General features: G+C 71.6%; 11 protein-coding genes. 5 read left to right on the forward strand and 6 right to left on the reverse strand.

Annotation, left to right across the window (positions count from 1 at the left end; translation table 11 throughout):
- Positions 1-374 precede the first annotated feature (374 nt).
- Positions 375-1,508, forward strand: a complete 1,134-nt coding sequence (locus tag ACFULQ_RS45125; RefSeq protein WP_383556479.1) for an NADH:flavin oxidoreductase — start codon at positions 375-377, stop codon at positions 1,506-1,508.
- 478 nt (positions 1,509-1,986) lie between these two features.
- Here ACFULQ_RS45125 and ACFULQ_RS45130 read toward each other — a convergent pair whose 3' ends face one another.
- From ACFULQ_RS45130 to hisD, 4 genes are all read right to left on the reverse strand, one after another.
- A complete protein-coding gene (locus ACFULQ_RS45130; protein ID WP_383556482.1) occupies positions 1,987-3,774 on the reverse strand; it encodes a thiamine pyrophosphate-binding protein in 1,788 nt (595 codons plus the stop codon).
- 36 nt (positions 3,775-3,810) lie between these two features.
- On the reverse strand, positions 3,811-4,479 hold the full coding sequence (locus ACFULQ_RS45135) for a ThuA domain-containing protein (protein ID WP_383556485.1): 669 nt from the start codon (positions 4,477-4,479) through the stop codon (positions 3,811-3,813).
- Positions 4,476-6,086 carry an APC family permease gene (locus ACFULQ_RS45140; RefSeq protein ID WP_383556488.1) on the reverse strand — a complete coding sequence of 537 codons (1,611 nt, stop codon included), beginning with the start codon at positions 6,084-6,086 and terminating at the stop codon, positions 4,476-4,478. Before ACFULQ_RS45140 ends, ACFULQ_RS45135 begins: the two co-directional genes overlap by 4 nt.
- Before the next feature lie 95 nt (positions 6,087-6,181).
- A complete protein-coding gene (gene hisD, locus ACFULQ_RS45145; RefSeq protein ID WP_383556491.1) occupies positions 6,182-7,507 on the reverse strand; it encodes a histidinol dehydrogenase in 1,326 nt (441 codons plus the stop codon).
- A gap of 127 nt (positions 7,508-7,634) precedes the next feature.
- Between hisD and ACFULQ_RS45150 the strand changes: the two genes are divergently transcribed.
- Entirely contained in the window at positions 7,635-9,242 is a 1,608-nt protein-coding gene (locus ACFULQ_RS45150) for a PucR family transcriptional regulator (protein ID WP_383556494.1), read from the forward strand.
- 11 nt (positions 9,243-9,253) lie between these two features.
- On the opposite strand, the gene ACFULQ_RS45155 is transcribed toward ACFULQ_RS45150, so the two are convergent.
- Entirely contained in the window at positions 9,254-10,837 is a 1,584-nt protein-coding gene (locus ACFULQ_RS45155) for a GMC oxidoreductase (RefSeq protein WP_383556497.1), read from the reverse strand.
- Positions 10,838-10,988: 151 nt separating this feature from the next.
- Positions 10,989-11,750 carry a DeoR/GlpR family DNA-binding transcription regulator gene (locus ACFULQ_RS45160; protein WP_383556500.1) on the reverse strand — a complete coding sequence of 254 codons (762 nt, stop codon included), beginning with the start codon at positions 11,748-11,750 and terminating at the stop codon, positions 10,989-10,991.
- A 90-nt stretch (positions 11,751-11,840) separates the two neighbouring features.
- Here ACFULQ_RS45160 and ACFULQ_RS45165 point away from each other — a divergent pair, with 90 nt between their 5' ends.
- From ACFULQ_RS45165 to ACFULQ_RS45175, 3 genes are all read left to right on the forward strand, one after another.
- Positions 11,841-13,082 (forward strand): MFS transporter, encoded by a 1,242-nt coding sequence (locus ACFULQ_RS45165; protein ID WP_383556502.1) that lies wholly within the window; start codon positions 11,841-11,843, stop codon positions 13,080-13,082.
- 101 nt (positions 13,083-13,183) lie between these two features.
- The gene (locus ACFULQ_RS45170) at positions 13,184-14,173 is read left to right on the forward strand and encodes an LLM class flavin-dependent oxidoreductase (protein ID WP_383556505.1); all 990 of its coding nucleotides are present in this window, start codon (positions 13,184-13,186) and stop codon (positions 14,171-14,173) included.
- A gap of 31 nt (positions 14,174-14,204) precedes the next feature.
- Positions 14,205-14,819, forward strand: a complete 615-nt coding sequence (locus tag ACFULQ_RS45175) for an HAD family hydrolase (protein WP_383556508.1) — start codon at positions 14,205-14,207, stop codon at positions 14,817-14,819.
- Positions 14,820-14,855 lie beyond the last annotated feature (36 nt).

The following is a 14,855-nucleotide window of genomic DNA, read 5'->3' on the forward strand; positions in this document are numbered from 1 at the left end:
AAGGTCATCGCCGACGCCATCGGCAAGGCCGTCAGCGCCCGCAAGCCCAAGACCCGCTACGCCACCGGCTTCGGCGCCCGCCCCATGATCACCCTGCGCGGCCTCCTCTCCGACCGCGGCTTCGACTCCTTCATCTCCCGCGCCACCGGACTCCCCCGCACCTGAACGGGCCTGCCGCCGGGCGCCCGGGGCCGTGCATGACATGGCCCCGGGAAGCCGAAGCGGTCGCCCCGTGCCCTCCCGGGCGACCAGCTCCTCCCGCACATCCACGCCGTACATCCACGCGGACCGTCTCCAGACCGGGTCCGACTGGACCGACCCGTCTGCGGACGCAGGGCGCGTCCCGCGCTTCGTTGTCGCCCAAGGAGTCCCTCATGGCCATCACGACCCTCCCCCAGCGAGTCGCGGAGATCCTCTCCCGGCCCGTCACGATCAACGGCCTGACCATCCCGAACCGCATCGTGATGTCACCGATGACCCGCATGCAGTCGCCGGGCGGCATACCGGGCGAGAACGTGGCGTCGTACTACGCGCGCCGCGCTGCCGCCGGTGTGGGCCTGATCATGACCGAGGGGACGTTCGTGGGTCATGAGTCCGCGGGCGGGCTGGACGGCGTTCCGTTGTTCCACGGCGAGGAACAGCTCGCCGGCTGGAAGGCGGTCGCCGACGCGGTGCACGCGGCCGGCGGAAGGATCATGCCGCAGCTCTGGCACCTGGGCATCATGCGTCCCGGCGGCGGGGCGCCCTGGCCGGACGCGCCCGTCATCGGCCCGTCCGGCCTCGGCCTCGACGGGGCCGAGGGTGCGGGCAGGGCCATGACGCAGCAGGACATCGACGACGTGATCGCGTCCTTCGCCGAGGCGGCCGCGGCGGCGGAGCGGATCGGCTTCGACGGAGTCGAGGTGCACGGTGCCCACGGCTTCCTGATCGACCAGTTCCTGTGGACCCGCACCAACCGCCGCACGGACGGTTACGGCGGCACCCTGACCGCCCGCGCGAAGTTCGCCGCGGAGGTCGTCGCCGCCATACGGGACGCGGTCTCACCGGAGTTTCCCGTGCACCTGCGTTTCTCGCAGTTCAAGAACAACAACTACGACGCCCGTATCGCCGAGACCCCCCAGGAACTGGAGACGCTCCTCACGCCTCTCGCCGAGGCCGGGGTGGACGCCTTCCATGCCTCCACCCGCCGCTACTGGGTGCCGGAGTTCGACGGTTCCGGCCTCAACCTCGCGGGCTGGGCGAAGAAGGTCACCGGCAAGCACGCCATCACGGTCGGCTCCGTGGGGCTGGGCGGCGGGACCGACTACGTCGACACGCTGTTCCAGGGCAAGGGTGCCGCACTCCGGAACCTCGACGACCTCCTGGACCGGCTGGAGGCGGAGGAGTTCGACTTGGTGGCCGTCGGCCGGTCCCTGCTCCAGGACCCCGAGTGGGCGGCGAAGGTTCTCACCGGGCGCCTGGACGAACTGACCCCGTTCGATACGGCCGCTCTGGCCACGCTCAGCTGAAGCCCGGGGCGCGGACCGCCCGGGGCCGGACGGAAAGCGCGGGGACCGCAGCACTCACATGGCTCGCGACCCAGGCACCACGCCCGGAGTCCAACGCCGTCACCAACCTGAGGCGGGAGCCCCAACCGCGGCCAGGGCTCGCACCTCCCAGGACCGGGGCCGCGTCGAGCGGCAGTGGCCCCGCCCGCGCCGAATCCGTGGGGACGGGATCGGCGCGGGTCCCGGGCCCGGCGGCCGGACACATCCCCCCTGTCCGTCCGCCGGGCCCGCGGAAGCACCGTCCCCGTTGCCTTCTGACGGCACCGTTCGGCGGCTACGGCATCGAGTGCCGACTCGAGCTCCGTCCGCGGGAGTTCAGCGGACGTCGACGTAGTCGGTGACCCGGGCGAGAGCCAAAGCCTTTGCCGCGCGCGGAACTCACGGGAAAGTCGGCCGCCCGTGCGGCCGGGGCTCGGCTGCACGGGCGGGGCGGGGTGGGTCAGAGGTGTTGCTCCGTGGCCCTGATGCGGTCGTACTCGTCCTGGCGTTCGTCCTTGATGTACGCCGGGATCGGGAAGTCCCACCAGCCGGGGACCCAGGGGCCGGCGGCGGCGCGGTCCGTGGGGACCTCGATCACGGCGGGGGCGCCGGACTGGACCGCCTTGCGCAGCGTCGGCTCCAGGGACGCGGCGTCGTTGACCTTCCACGACTCGATCCCGAAGGACCGGCCCAGGGCCGCGAAGTCGGGGCTGTACGGCGAGCCGTCGGGGTGCGAGAACTCGACGCCGATGTGCCGCGAGGTCTGCTTGCGCTGGCCGCCCCGGATCGACATGTAGCCCGCGTTGTTCTGGACCACGAAGATCACCGGTGCGTCGGCGGTGACGCTCAGGGCGATCTCCTGGGCGGTCATGAGGAAGTCGCCGTCGCCGAGGACGCACACGACCGGGCTGTCCGGCCGGGCCAGCTTGGCGCCGACGGCGGCCGGGATCGCCCAGCCCATGGAGGAGAAGCCACCGGACGTGAGGTGGGTGCGCGGGTTGTAGACCGGGAAGGTCTGCTTCACCGCTCCCTGGGTGTTGCCCGAGCCCGCGACGATGATCGCGTCACGCGGGAGCACCGAGCGCAGGGCGCCGAGCGGGCGCTGGGAGGTGAAGGGGAAGCGGTCGCTGTCCCGGCGCCCGGCGAGCTTGTCCTCCCAGTCCTGCTTGAGCCGGGCGAGTTCGGCGAGGTACTCGGAGCGGTCGACACCCTGGGTGGGGAGCGAGTCGACGATGGCCGCGACGGCACGCTGGGCGTCGGCGACGATGCCCACCTCCGCCGGATAGTTCTTGCCGATCTCGTGCGGGTCGATGTCGATGTGGATGAGCTTGGCGGGCGGGATCGAGAAGCTGATGCCCTTGGCGTAGCTGGAGGCGGACCAGTCGGTGAAGCGGCAGCCGACCGAGACCACCACGTCGGCGGAGCTCGCGATCGCGTTGCCGGTCATGGTGCCGGTCTGGCCGACGCTGCCGGCGAACAGCTCGTGGTCCTCGGGAAAGGCGCTCTTGCCGTTCCACGTGGTGACGACCGGGATCCGCCACTTCTCGGCGAGCGCGAGGACCACGTCGGAGGCCTCGGAGGTGATCGCGCCGCCGCCGACCACGATGACCGGACGCCTCGCCGCGCGCAGCACGTCGACCGCGCGGTCCACGGCCTCCGGGTCGGGGTGCTGGCGGCCCACCGGGATTCGGCGCTCCAGGTCGTGGAGTTCGACGTTAGCCGCCTCGGCCTGTACGTCCATGGGGACTTCGAGGTGCACCGGGCCCGGGCGGCCGGTCAGCATGGAGTTGAAACAGCGGTGCAGGACGAAGGGGAGCTCCTCGACCCGGGTGACGACCCAGTGCCGTTTGCTGACGGCCTCGGCCACCTTGGGGAAGTCGTTCGCCGTGTAGCGGTCGAGTTCCTGGAGCAGTCCGTGGCCGCGCATGTGCGTCGGGGGGCCGCCGGTGACGACGAGCACACTGGTGGAGTCCGTGAACGCGGTGCCCATGCCGATGACGGTGTTGCTCGCGCCGGCGCCGATGGAGGTCACCGCGGCCTGCGGTCGGCCGGTGACGCGGTAGTAGCCGTCGGCGAGGTGGACGGCGCTCTGCTCGTGGAAGGTCTGGATGAAGGGGATCCTGGACTCGTCGTCGAGGAAGGCGTCGGTCAGTGACCAGATGCCGTGGCCGGGGATGCCGGCGACGACGTCGACCCCGTAGTTGCGCAGGGTCCGCGCGACGATCTGGCCTCCGGTGAGGACGGGCATGGTGTGTTCCCAATCGGCTCGGGTCGGATGGTGGGGTCAGGCGCTGTGGCGGGCGGCCCAGGCGAAGCCCTGGGTGCACAGGCGGGTGACGTCCGGGTTCTGGAGGTCGTCGAGGTCGTGTCCGACCGCGCTGTAGAAGACGCGGCCCTCGCCCCAGGTGCGGGTCCATGCCTGGGGGATGGTGTTTCCCTCCAGCCAGGGCAGGTGGTCGCCGGTGAAGGTGGTCTCGGCGAGGACGTGGTTGTTGGGGTCGACGGACATGTAGTACTGCTCGGAGGCGACCCGGAAGTCCTGCACCCCGGCGGTGATCGGGTGGCCGGTGTCCGTGACGGTGACCTCGTAGGGGTACTTCACGCCTTCGCCGGCGGGGTGTTCGAGGAAGCTGCCGCCGATCAGCCAGTGGTACTTGAGGCTGGTGCGGAACGCGGCGGCCGCGCCGTGCCAGGCGGCGATGCCGGTGCCGCTCTCCACCGCCTCCAGCAGGTGCGACTCCTGGGCGACGGTCAGCCCTTCGGACAGCAGCGCGTTGTTCCAGTTGAGGGCGATGAGGTCGTAGCCGGTGAGGTCGGCGTCCAGCGCGAAGACGTCGTTGGTCTCGTCGACGTCGAATCCGAGGCTCTTGAAGATCGGGAGGGCCCATTCCTCGGCCACCTGGTAGGGCTTGTGGCCGGGCCAGCCTCCGTAGAGGTACAGGACGCGGGTCATGCGGGGCTCCCTCCGGTCGTGTTCTCCAGGGCCGCGGCGCGGCTGCGCAGGCGTTCGGCCACCTCGATGGCGTCGCCCTCCGGCGCGGTGGACTTGCGCTCCGGCTTCATGGTCAGCAGGTACACCAGGCCCACGGCGGAGACGATGAGGAACCCGATGAGCGCGATCCACCGGTCCACGAACGGGGTTCCGGAGTCACCCGTGGGCCAGGCGAGGAGGACCATCCCGAGCACGCCGTAGGTCAGGGCCGCCACGGTCACCGGGAAGCCCCAGCGGCCCAGCGTCCAGGCCCCGGCGGGGCGCCAGCCCTTCAGGCGCATCCGCAGGGCGGCCAGTACGACCATCATGAAGGCCGCGTATCCGGCGAGCATCTGGAAGGCCGCGATCTTGGTGAGGGAGTCGGGCGAGTAGTAGACGAACACGAAGAGCAGCAGCGGAAGGACGTTGACCGCCAGCAGGGCGTTCAGGGGGACCCGGTGCTTGCGGGAGATCCTCGAGAAGACGCGGGATCCCGGGAACATGTCGTCGCGGGCGAAGGAGAAGACGATCCGGCTGGCGGCGGCCTGCTGGCTCATCACCCCCGCGATGAAGGACGTCATGATCACCGTGAGCACCGCCTTGGTGCCGATGGTGCCGACCGCGCTCTGGAGGATCGAGGGGATCGGGTTGGTGTCCTCGCCGGAGAGGATCGAGCCGAGGTCCGGGGCCGCGAGCGCGTAACCGACGAACGCGAACAGCGCGGCCACGCCACCGACGGCCACGGTCAGCTGCATGGCCCGCGGGATGCTGCGGGAGGGGTTGGGAACCTCTTCCGCGATCTCGCCGCACGCCTCGAAGCCGTAGAAGAGGAAGAGCCCGACGAGTGAGGCGGCGATGAAGGCCATGACGTAGTTGTCGTGGGTGGAGCTGCTGGTCTCGAAGAAGATCGAGACGGAGTTGTGCCGCTCGAAGACCAGCAGGTAGAGGCCGACGACGACGATGCCGATCAGTTCCGCCGCGAGGCCGATCTTCGAGATCAGGGCCAGGGTCCTGGTGCCGAAGCAGTTGCAGATCAGGCAGACGACGGTCACCGCGGCCGCGATCCACAGGCGCTGGGCGGGGGTGGAGCTGATGGCGGGTTCGGCCGCGGTTCCGGCGAAGAGGCTGGCGGCGAAGTCCGAGCTGAACAGTGCGGTGCTGGTGATGCCGATGGTGATGCAACAGATGTAGGTCCAGGCGTTGAACCAGGCATAGCGCCCGTTCCACAGCCGTCTGACCCATTGGTACAGCCCGCCCGCGAGCGGGAACTGCGAGACGACCTCGCCGAAGACCAGCGCGACCAGGAACTGCCCGGCCCCGACGATCCCGATCCAGAAGACGGACGGTCCGCCGGCGGTCGCCAGACCGACCGCGAAGAGGGCCACGACACCCACCAGGGGTGACAGGTACACGAAGCCCAGGGCGAAGTTGCCCCACAGGCTGACCTTGCGGTCGAACTTCTGCTCATAGCCGAGTACGGCGAGCATGTCCGCGTCGGCGGCCGAGGAGACGGGGCTCTCGGCCCCGCCCGGCGCGCCTACGGGGGTGGATGGGGGCGCCGCGTGCGCCTCGTTGTCGGTGGCTGACATGACGATCTCCGTGGGTCGAAGGGGAGGTGCTCCTTGTCGAGGGGTTGCCGTGCCGCTGCCGCGGTCCGGCATAAGCCGCGATCCGTCATCGCGGCTCAGCTCTGCTCGAAGGTGTGGTCGGTCCAGTCCAGGCGGGCCGATCCGTGGCGCGCGGCGCGGACGTCTCCCGAGCGCGCGTGTCCCTCGAAGTTCTCGATGCGTGAGGCCCTGCCGCAGATCTCGCCGAGCCGGGCACTGGAGGCGGGGTCGCGGATCTCCTGGTAGGTCACGGTCTTGAGGTACTTGCCGACCCAGAGGCCGCCGGTGTAGCGGGCCGCGCCCAGGGTGGGCAGTACGTGGTTGGTGCCGATGACCTTGTCGCCGTACGCGACGCAGGTCTTGTCGCCCAGGAACAGGGCGCCGTAGTTGCGCATGCGGTGCAGCGCCTCGCGGGGCTTGGCGGTGAGGATCTGGACGTGCTCGCTGGCGTATTCGTCGGCGAGTGCGTAGGCGGCGTCCAGGGTGGGGACCACGATCACCTCGCCGTGGTCGCGCCAGGCACGGCCGGCGACGTCGCCGGTGGACAGGCCGGGCAGCAGCTTGTCCACCCAGGCGATGGTCTGCCGGCCCACCTCCTCGGAGGTCGTGATGAGGACGGCCGGGGAGTCGGGGCCGTGCTCGGCCTGGGACAGCAGGTCCGTCGCCACCACGAACGGGTCCGCGGTGCCGTCGGCGACGATCAGTACCTCGGTCGGTCCGGCGAAGAGGTCGATGCCGACCTCGCCGAACAGCTGGCGCTTGGCCTCCGCCACGTAGGCGTTGCCGGGGCCGGCGAGCATGTCGACGGCGTCGATCGTCTCGGTGCCCAGCGCCAGGGCGGCCACGGCCTGGACACCGCCGATGACGTAGATCTCGTCGGCGCCGGCCAGGTGCATCGCGGCGATGCTGACGGGCGGCGGGGCACCCCGGTCGGGCGGGGTCGTCGCGGCGACGCGCTCGACACCGGCGACCTTGGCCGTCAGGACGGTCATGTGGGCCGACGCGGTGAGGGGGTAGCGGCCGCCGGGGACATAGGCGCCGGCCGCGCCGATGGGGAGGTTGCGCTGCCCCAGGAACACTCCGGGCAGGGTCTCCACCTCGAAGGCGGTGAGGGAGTCGCGCTGCGCCTGGGCGAAGCCGCGGACCTGCTTCTGGACGAACCGGAGGTCGTCGAGGACCGTCTCGGGGACCGAGGCGACGACGGCGGCGATCCGGTCGGGACCGAGCCGGTAGGACTCCGGGCTCCAGTCGTCGAACTTCTGCGACCAGCGGCGCACGGCGGCGTCGCCGTTCGCCCGGACATCGGCGATCACGTCGGCGACGGTCTCGACGATTTCCGGACGGCTGGTCCGCGACGTCTGGACGGCGACAGGAGCCTTGATGGTCTGGTGTTGGGCTGACACTCTGCACTCCTTGCACGGGGTCGTGCCTGCGGGCTTGCCCTGAAGTCTGGGGAAACACGAGGTGTGACGACAGGCACGATGTGTGCAATATTGGCCGCCGATCCTGCACACACCGAGGTCGTGGCTCATGGCTGAAGTCCTGACGGTCCGTACCGCCCTGGAGCTTGAGGTGTTTACGCGCACGACCGTGCGTGTGTATGCCGGGGAGAGGAATCTGGACCGCCCCGTGCGCTGGGTGCACACCGGTGAGATCCCGGACATCCACCGCTTTCTCACCGGTCAGGAGATGCTGCTGACGGCGGGCCTCGGCATGGGCGCGACCTCGCTGGAGCAGCGGGCCTTCATCCGGCGGCTCGCGGACGCCCACGCGGCCGTGCTCGTCGTGGAACTGGCCGGGCGCATGTTCGACGCCATGCCGGAGGCGGTGATCGAGGAGGCGGAGGCGGTCGGGCTGCCCCTGGTGGGGCTCACCGACGAGATCCCCTTCGTCGAGACGTCGGCGCAGGTCCACGAGGTGCTGGTCGGGATGCGCGTCCAGCAGCTGATCGCCGAGGAGGCCACCAGCCAGGCGTTCATGGACCTGCTCCTGGCCGACGAGGACTACGTCGGCGTGGTCAGGGAGCTGGCCCGGCGCACCGGGCACCCCGTGGTGCTGGAGGATGTCGCCCACCAGATGCTGGCGTACGGCGGCGCGACGCCGGAGGCCGACCGGGTCGTGGACGAGTGGAGCGCGCACTCCCGGGCGATCCACGAACGCCACACCTCCCTCGCGACGCAGGACCCCGCGGTGCCCACCGCCCCGGCGGCCTCGTTCCGCGAGGTCGCGCCCTGTGCCCGCCAGCCCGTGGTGCTGCGGGGCGAGTCATGGGGCTGGCTGCACCTGCTGCACGGCGGTCAGCGGCCGAGCCCGCCCGAACTGCGGACGCTGGAGCGCGCCGCCGCGGCCATCGCGATCTCGCTGCTGAGCGAGCGGGAGAGCGGCGCCCGTGCCTCCCAGCGCCAGACGGCCCTGCTCAACCGGCTGCTGCTCGGCGACATCACGGGAGAGCGGTTCGTGACCCTCGCCCTGGCGCTCGGCCAGGACCTGCGGGGCCGGGACCTGATCGTCGTCACGGCCTGGGCCGGGGACGAGGAGCCCACCAAGGACCACCATCTCGCCCGCCTCCTCCAGGACGCCGGCCGGCCCGCCGTCGTGGGCGACACCGGGGACTTCGACGTGGCGGTCGTGGGCCTGCCCGCTCGCACGGACGCCGGCCGGGTCCAGAGCCTGTTGGCCGAGCACGGGGTGCGGGCCGGCGTCAGCCGGATCGTGGAGCCGGCGGCCCTTCCGCTGGCGCTGCGCCAGAGCCGCAGCGCGGCGTCCGTCGCGGCGGCGGCCTCGACCGCGGAAGTGCGTCACTTCGACGACCTGGGAGCGCTGCGTCTCCTCGTCGCCCTCTCCGAGGGTCCTGAGCTACGACGCTATGTCGAGGACGAGCTCGGCCCGCTCCTGGAGCACGACGCGCTGGTGAAGAACCCGCTGCTGCCCACCCTGCGCACCTTCCTCGACTGCGGCGGCAACAAGGCGCGGGCGGCGGAGGAGCTCTTCATCCAGCGGCGCACCCTCTACCACCGCCTCGACCGGCTCGCCGAGATCCTCGGCCTCGACCTCACACAGGTCAGCAACCAGCAGCGGCTGCAACTGGCCGTGCGCGGACATGACCTGCTGCGCAAGCCGACGCTGCGGCGGACCTGACCCCTACGGCGTCAGCTCTTCGTCGCCCTGGCCAGGGACGGGGCGATGCGCAGGGCGTTCGCGCCGATCGTCAACGCCGGATTCAGCGCCGCGGAGGACGGGAAGAACGACGAGTCGGCCAGCCAGAGGTTCTCGACGTCATGGCTGCGGCACAGCGGATCGAGCACGCTCCGCGCCGGATCGTGACCCGCCACCGCCGTTCCGCACATGTGGGAGTTGGTCTCGATGCCCATGCGCTGGGTGAAGATCAGCGGATAGCCGGCCTTGCGGACCGCCCGGGTCACCCGGCGCACGAGTTCGTGGTGGGGCGCGAGGTTGGTCGGCGTCCAGTCGATGAGGATGCGGTCGCCGTCCACGCGGACCCGGTTGTCCCGGGACGGGAGGTCCTCGGTGGTCAGGTAGATGTCCAGGCTCCTGGCCGCCATGAGCTTCAGGGCCCAGGTCGGTGCCCAGGGACGCGCGGGCTTGAGCATGGGGGCCTGGAGCTTGCCCAACATCTGGAGGTTCCCGAGCGGGAAGCGCGTGCCCGGTCCGGCCTCGTAGAAGTCGTTCAGGCCCAGGGTCTTCTGCCACTTGGTGGGGTTGGTCCGCAGCGGGTTGACCCCGACGAAGAACGTGCTGTTGTGGACCATGTAGTTGCGGCCGAGCAGCCCCGAGGAGTTGCCGAGGCCCTGAGGGTGCCGGTCGTCGGCCGAACGCAGCAGCAGCGCGGCCGAGTTGACGGCACCTCCGGCGAGGGCGAAGGACTTGGCGTTGATCCGCAGGATCCGGCCCTCGTGCCGTGCCTCGGCGGCGACGACCCTGCGGCCGTCGGGCGAGGTGATCAGGCGGGTGACCTCCGCGCCCGTGAGGATCCTGACGCCGTCGTGCAGCGCGGGGAGCAGCAGCCGGTTCTCGGCGTCGGACTTCATGCCGGTCTCGTCCGGACAGCCGTCGGCGGTCGTCACGGCGGCGCGGTCGGCCTGGGTGCTGATGTTCAGGGCGTTCGGGGTGTGGAACGGATGCAGGCCCTGCCGGCGCAGCGACCGGGAGAACCGCTCGATCTCCGGTTCGTGCCGGAGCGCCGGATACGGGTACGGCTTGGAGCGGGGCGGCTCGGTCGGGTCCTCGTCGCCCCGGCCGTGCACCTGGAGCAACTCCTCCATGGCGGTGTAGAAGGGCTCCAGGTCGTCGTAGCCGAAGGGCCAGGCGTGCGAGACCCCCTCGTGGTGTTCCACCTCGGTGAAGTCGCTGCGCCGGAACCGGGGCAGCATGGCGCCGTAGAAACGGGTGTTTCCGCCCACCCAGTAATAGACACCCGGCGCGAAAGGCTTTCCGGTGCTGCCGTCGTACCAATGGCCGGCGTTCTTGTAGCGGCCCTTGAGATACATCTCGGCGGGCTGGGAGTTCTCGGGTTCGCGGGGGAGGAAACGGCCCCTTTCCGCGACGAGGACGTCGAGACCGGAGTCCTTCAGCGCCCAGGCCAGCGTGGAACCGCCCATGCCGGAGCCGATGATCAGGACGTCGGTGCTGATCTCCTCGACGGTGCCGACGGACACGAGGGCGTCGGGCCGGAGCTCCGGGGGTGTGTAGTCATGACGGACCGGGTCGGACATGAGGAGGAATCCCCTTAGGCGCTCGGATAAGGCGAGGTTCCCGAAAAGCGTAAGCAGCGGCCTGAAGGCAGCACATGCACGGAATGGGCAACGACTGCGGCCCGGGTTGCTCACTTCGTGCAGGTGCCGAGCAGACGGCGGCGCCGACCCGTCACACGGCCCTGACGACCGTGCCGCCGGCTTCGAGCGCCGTGACCTCCTCGGCTGCCGCGGTCGCGTCGGTGACGAGGGTGTGCACGAGGGCGGCGGGGCCGACGTGGGCGTAGGCGGTGTGGCCGAGTTTGCTGCCGTCGGCGGCGGCGACGATACGGCGGGAGGAGGCGATGCCCGCCTTCTTCACCGCGGCGTCGTCGAGGTCGTAGGCGGTCAGGCCGTCGCCCGCGCTCAGCCCGCAGCAGCCGATGACGGCGGTGTCGAAGCGCAGGGCGGCCAGGGAGGCCAGCGTGAGGGGGCCGGTGAGGGCTCCTTCGGCTGCGCGGGGCTGGCCGCCGGGCACGACCAGGGTGGCCGGGCCGGGTGTCTCGGCGAACAGGTGGATCGCCTGCAGGGACAGCGGCATCACGGTGACGGGCCGCTCGCGCAGGAGGCGGGCGACCTCCAGGCAGGTGGTGCCGCTGTCCAGGAGGACGCTCTCGCCGTCGGCGACGAGCGCGGAGATCTCGGCGGCGATCCGGCGTTTGGCCTCGACCGCCTCGTGGGCGCGCAGCGCGAAGGGGGGCTCCTCGCCCCGCAGCAGAAGGGTGCGTGCCCCGCCCCGGACGCGTTCGAGGACGCCCTGGGCGGCGAGGGTGTCGAGATCGCGCCGAATGGTCATCTCCGAGGCGCCGGTCAGCTCGGCCAGCTCCTGGACGGTGGCGCCTCCGGAGTCCCGGACGACCTTCGCGATCAACCCGTGCCGGTCTGCGTTGCTCATACGGCGATTGAACACCACCGAGAAACGAACAACCAAGTTGTTCGTTCCCCCGGTTTTCAAACACGATGAATGTTCGTTACGGTGGTCGGCATGGAACGTCCCCTGCGAGCCGCCCGCGTGGCGACCTATGTCTACTTCGTCCTGTACGGCACCCTGCTGGGCACCTGGGTGGTGCACATCCCCGCGATCGAGGAACGCGTCGGCATCAGCCACGCGGCGCTCGGCGGCCTGCTGGTGGTGCTCGGGCTCGGGGCCTTCGTGGGCATGCAGGTGGCGGGCCCGCTGACCGACCGCCTCGGCACCCGCGCCGTGGTACCCGCCGGCGGCGTGCTGTGCGGGGCGACCCTGTTCCTGCCCGGTCTCGCCCACGATCCGTGGACGCTGGCCGGCGCGCTGCTGGTCTTCGGGCTCTGCAACGGCTGCCTGGACGTGAGCATGAACGCCCACGCCGTGCACGTGGAGAAGGCGTACGGCCGCCCCGTGATGTCCGGCTTCCACGCCACGTTCTCCGTCGGCGGTGTCCTCGCCGCACTCGCCGGAGCGGGCGCGGCGAGCGCCGGACTGCACCCGGCCGCGAGCATGGCCGCCGTGGGAGCCGTCGGCGTCGTGATCGCCGTGGTCACGGCCCGTCACCTGCTGCCCGCCGCTCCCGCCGTCGACGACCCCGGCCTCGCGGCGGGGACCGGGACGTCACCGGCCGCCGAGGGCGGCGGTACCACCGGCCGGGTCTGGCTGCTGGCCGTCCTTGCGCTGATGGTCATGCTCTGCGAGGGCGCCGCCAACGACTGGAGCGCCCTGCACCTGCGGGATGTCATGGGCGCGTCCGCCGGTGCGGCGGCCTTCGCGTACGGCACCTTCGCCGCCGCCATGACCGTAGGCCGACTGCTCGCGGACCGCTTCGCCGCCCGGTTCGGTTCCCTGGCGATCCTGCGGCACGGCGCGGCCATGGCCGCCGTCGGCATCACGCTCGTGACCCTCGGCCCGTGGATGTGGGCGGTGTTCGCCGGCTGGGCGCTGTTCGGCCTGGGGCTGTCCGGCTGTGTCCCGCAGCTGTTCAGCGCGGCCGGGCACGCCGACCCCTCCGCCGCGGGGGCCAACGTGTCGCGCGTCGCCGGGCTCGGCTACGTCGGCATGCTCGCCGGGCCCGCCGTGATCGGCTGGCTGACCCAGGTCGTCGCCCTCGACCACGCCTTCGTCCTGCTGATCCTGCTGTGCGTGACCACGGCCGTGGGCGCCGGCGTCCTGCGCACCGACCCGGTCGTCGTCCGCCGGGGCGAGAGGGCGGCGGCCGACGGGACCCGCGAGCACGAGCCGGCGGGCGACCCCCACTGACCGCTTGTGCGGCACGGTCCCTGACAACCGTGCCGCACAAGCCCTCCTCTCCCCCAGCCACCAGGACCGGGACAAGCTCTCGGCCGACCGAAGGAGCCCCGATGTCCGAGTCCCCCACATCCCCCGCCCGCGGCCGGGTCGGTGTCATGCTGCCGCTCGATCTCCCCGTCGGGGAGGTGCTCCCCTACGTCCGGCGTGCCGAGGAACTGGGCTTCGACCAGGTCTGGGTGGTGGAGGACCTCGGCTGGCGCGGCGGTGTCGCCCAGGCCGCCACCGTCCTCGCGTCCACCACGAACCTCACCGTCGGCATCGGCATCCTGCCCGCCGGGGCCCGCAACGTGGCCTTCGCCGCGATGGAACTGGCCACCCTCGCCCAGCTCCAACCCGGCCGGGTCATCGCGGGCATCGGCCACGGCATGCCCGACTGGATGCGCCAGGCCGGTTCCTGGCCCGCCAGCCCCCTGACGCTGATCAAGGAGTACGCGACAGCGCTGCGCCTGCTGATCGCCGGTGAGCCCGGCCCCGCGGGCGGCCGCTACGTGCGCTGCGAGGGCGTCGTCCTCACCGAGATCCCGGACACCGTGCCCCCGGTGATCCTCGGCGTCCGCGGCCCCAAGTCGCAGGCGGTCGCGGGCGAGGTCGCCGACGGACTCCTCCTGGCCGAGCCGGCCGCCCCCGGGTACATCACCGCGTCCCTGCGCAACCTGGGCCCCGCCGCCTCGGACTCCCCGGAGATCGTCGTCTACGACGCCGCCGCCGTGGACGACGACGAGGAAGCCGCCCTGACCCGGGTCCGCGCGGCCCTGGAATCCGTCGGCGAGCCGCAGTGGGCCGCGCACATCGACCCGCTGCCCTTCGCCGGGGAACTGCGCGCACACCGCGCCGCGAGCCCCGACGCCCGGCACTTCGCCCGGACGATGCCCGCCGACTGGGTCCGTGCGCTGAGCATCGCCGGCACCCCCGCCCAGGCCCGCGCGGCGATCGAGGCCCGCCACGCGGCCGGTGCGACCAGCGTCGTCCTCGCCCCGGCGGGCCCCGACCGCCTGACCGCACTCGACTCGCTCGCCCGCGCCCTGCCCCACCGGCACTGACCCGAACGCCCCGAGCCCCGAAGGGATCCGTATGTCCACCGACCGCCGCCGCATCGTGCTCTTCGACCTGTTCGGGGTCATAGCCCGCCACCAACGCCCGGGCGCCCTGGAGAAGATGGCCGCCCGCTGCAAGGCCGACACCGACGCCTTCACCACCGCCTACTGGACCCACCGCCCGCCCTACGACGCCGGTCGGCGGACCGCGTCCGCGTACTGGACCGACGTCCTGCGCGCGCTCTCCCGCCCCGCCGACGCCGACACGATCGAGGAGTTGCGGCTCACCGACATCGACAGCTGGTCCCGCGTCGACGACCGCATGGTCGCCTACGTACGGCAACTGCGGGACCGGGCCCGGGTCGCCCTGCTGTCCAACATCCCCGCCGACCACGCGGACGCCTTCCTCGCCGCCCAGCCCTGGCTGCACGACCTCGACCACCTGGCCTTCTCCGGCAGGATCGGCGCGGCCAAGCCCGACCCGGCCGCCTTCCGGCACTGCGTCGTCGCCCTCCGGTCCGCCCCCGCCGACTTCCTCTTCGTCGACGACCGCGAGGAGAACGTCCGCGCGGCACAGGCGGTCGGCCTGAACGGGCACGTGTTCGACGGCCAGGACGAACTCACGGCCGCCGTCGACGCGTGGCTGGCGTGAGACCCGGAGGAGGGGGCGTGTGACCTTGCGTCACAC

Source organism: Streptomyces sp. NPDC057253, from assembly GCF_042669125.1.
Lineage (GTDB): Bacteria > Actinomycetota > Actinomycetes > Streptomycetales > Streptomycetaceae > Streptomyces.